At 55.5% G+C, this 2,112-nt stretch carries 2 protein-coding genes; both read left to right on the forward strand.

What is annotated here, in order from left to right; all coding sequences use genetic code 11:
* On the forward strand, nt 1-990 hold a 990-nt coding region (locus G7020_RS23660), incomplete at its 5' end, for a transposase (RefSeq protein WP_181087210.1).
* 241 nt (nt 991-1,231) lie between these two features.
* On the forward strand, nt 1,232-1,960 hold the full coding sequence (locus G7020_RS23665; RefSeq protein ID WP_181087211.1) for a hypothetical protein: 729 nt from the start codon (nt 1,232-1,234) through the stop codon (nt 1,958-1,960).
* The last annotated feature ends 152 nt before the right edge of the window (nt 1,961-2,112 follow it).

Raw genomic sequence — 2,112 nt, forward strand, 5'->3', positions numbered from 1 at the left:
GTGCTGCGGCGCTGCATGGCAGCCGGCCTAGTCAAGGGTGAAGGTTTCGCCGTCGACGCCAGCATCATCAAGGCGGATGCCAGCCGGCAACGTGGGGTGGCGGGAGATGAGGTCGATTGGAACGATCTAAAGCTCAGCAGCCGCGCAGTGCGCGAGTACCTCGAAGCGCTTGATGAAGAGGCGCTGGCTGAGACTCTTCCCAAGAAAATTTCGCTCACCGACCCTCAGTCCCGCTGGACAGCAGCGCCAGGCGGCCCGGCCTTTTTTGCCTACTCCACGAATTACCTGATCGACACTGAGCACGGTGTGATCATGGACGTGGAAGCTACCCCGGCGCACCGTACTGCCGAAGTCGATTCGACTAGGACGATGGTCGAGCGTGTCGAAGCGCAGTTCGATCTCACACCGGAACGCCTTATCGGTGATACCGCTTACGGCACCGCTCCGATGCTGGCCTGGATGGTCGAAGAAAAGGACATCGAGCCGCATGTGCCGGTGTGGGACAAAACTGAGCGCAAGGACGACAGCCTTTCCAGTAACGACTTCCACTGGAATCAGGAAGCCAATGAATATCGCTGCCCAGCCGGCAAACCGCTACGCAGTGAATGGCGCGCCTTCACCCAGAAAAGATCGCGGGTGACCAAGGCCAACACCATTATCTATCGCTCCAGCCAAACTGACTGCGCCACTTGTCCGCTGAAAGCGAAGTGTTGCCCCAATACACCGAATCGGAAGATCGTTCGCAGCATCCATGAGGCTGCCCGAGACGTGGCTCGACGCATCGCCAAGACACCGGAATACCTCGTCTCACGTTGCGAACGAAAGAAAGTGGAGATGCTTTTCGCCCACCTTAAACGGATCATGAAACTCGACCGTTTACGACTGCGTGGCCTGACCGGCGCCACTGATGAATTCACCATGGCTGCGATGGTGCAGAACCTGCGCCGCATGGCCAAGCTTTTACCTCAAGGGCCACCGCTCACGGGATAGGTACGTCTGCTGCGTGCAGAAACCCTCAAATTAACCCTCAAACCTGAGCAAGAACGCTCAGTGAAACGCCGAAAGGCAACTTGAAGTGGCTTGCAGCCACTTCGACAGCAGGCACTCCTGACCGACCGGCTGCCGCTGAACCTACTTTTTCAACAGAATTGGCCGATTTCTGCCGTTGCTTAGAGTCCGCTTGGTTCGTGTGTAGCCTCTCCACAGCATCATCGCCCAGTTAAGGATACCCATGATAAAAAAATCAGTCCGCTTTGCACCCTGGGTAGGTTCCCAGTATGCGGAAGGATTTGGCGGCCTACGAATTCTCTTAGTCTGCGAATCTCACTATGGTGATAAGAAGCATGAGCGCCCAACAGCTACTGCCGAAATAGTGAAGGCTTTAGCTTTAGGTGAGAAACACCCTCTGGCAACGGGCAAAATCCGACGTCACCCGCACTTCACTAAAATAATGAGTGCTGTGAAGAACGTTAGAGAAAGCTTCTCCAGTGCACAAAAAAAGGAATTCTGGCATAGCGTCGCCTATTACAACTTTCTGCAGGAATTCATACGCGACACGCGCGTTTTACCACCCAAAGATGCTTGGGAACGTGGTAACAGTGCATTTACCGAAGTCTTGGACGTATTGGCTCCGGATTTGATTGTTTGCCTCAGTGCGCGTAACGGACGTCGGATTCGGTCGCTAGCTAACGGCGTTCCGGTAGCAGTGGTGAATCACCCTTCTTCGCATTTTGCTTATTCCAAAGTCAATCCGGTCATCGCTAAACATATGGTTATCGCCTTGGAGAGGAAGGCACAAGCACCGGCATTCACTAGCAGTGATTCTTTTGAACGCTGGTGCGAGGCCGCAGCTTCTGCCTTACCCACACCTGGTTCGCACCTTTCAGAGTCGGACAAGATCGCGATTCTTTTGGAGCGCAGGGCATCTATGGCGGCGCTTGATGATTCCGTACTGGCATAGGCAATAAACGACTGCTTCTGACCGAGGCTGCGGATTCCACGCCATCCGGCCACCCAGTCCGCTCTCATCTGGCCAGGCATTCCAGGGCCATCTGGCCACCTGTTCCACGGCCATCCGGCCGGGCAGTCGGAGCGCAGCGACGCAGGGGTGGC

Source organism: Stutzerimonas stutzeri (genome assembly GCF_013522825.1).
Taxonomy (GTDB): domain Bacteria; phylum Pseudomonadota; class Gammaproteobacteria; order Pseudomonadales; family Pseudomonadaceae; genus Stutzerimonas; species Stutzerimonas stutzeri_AK.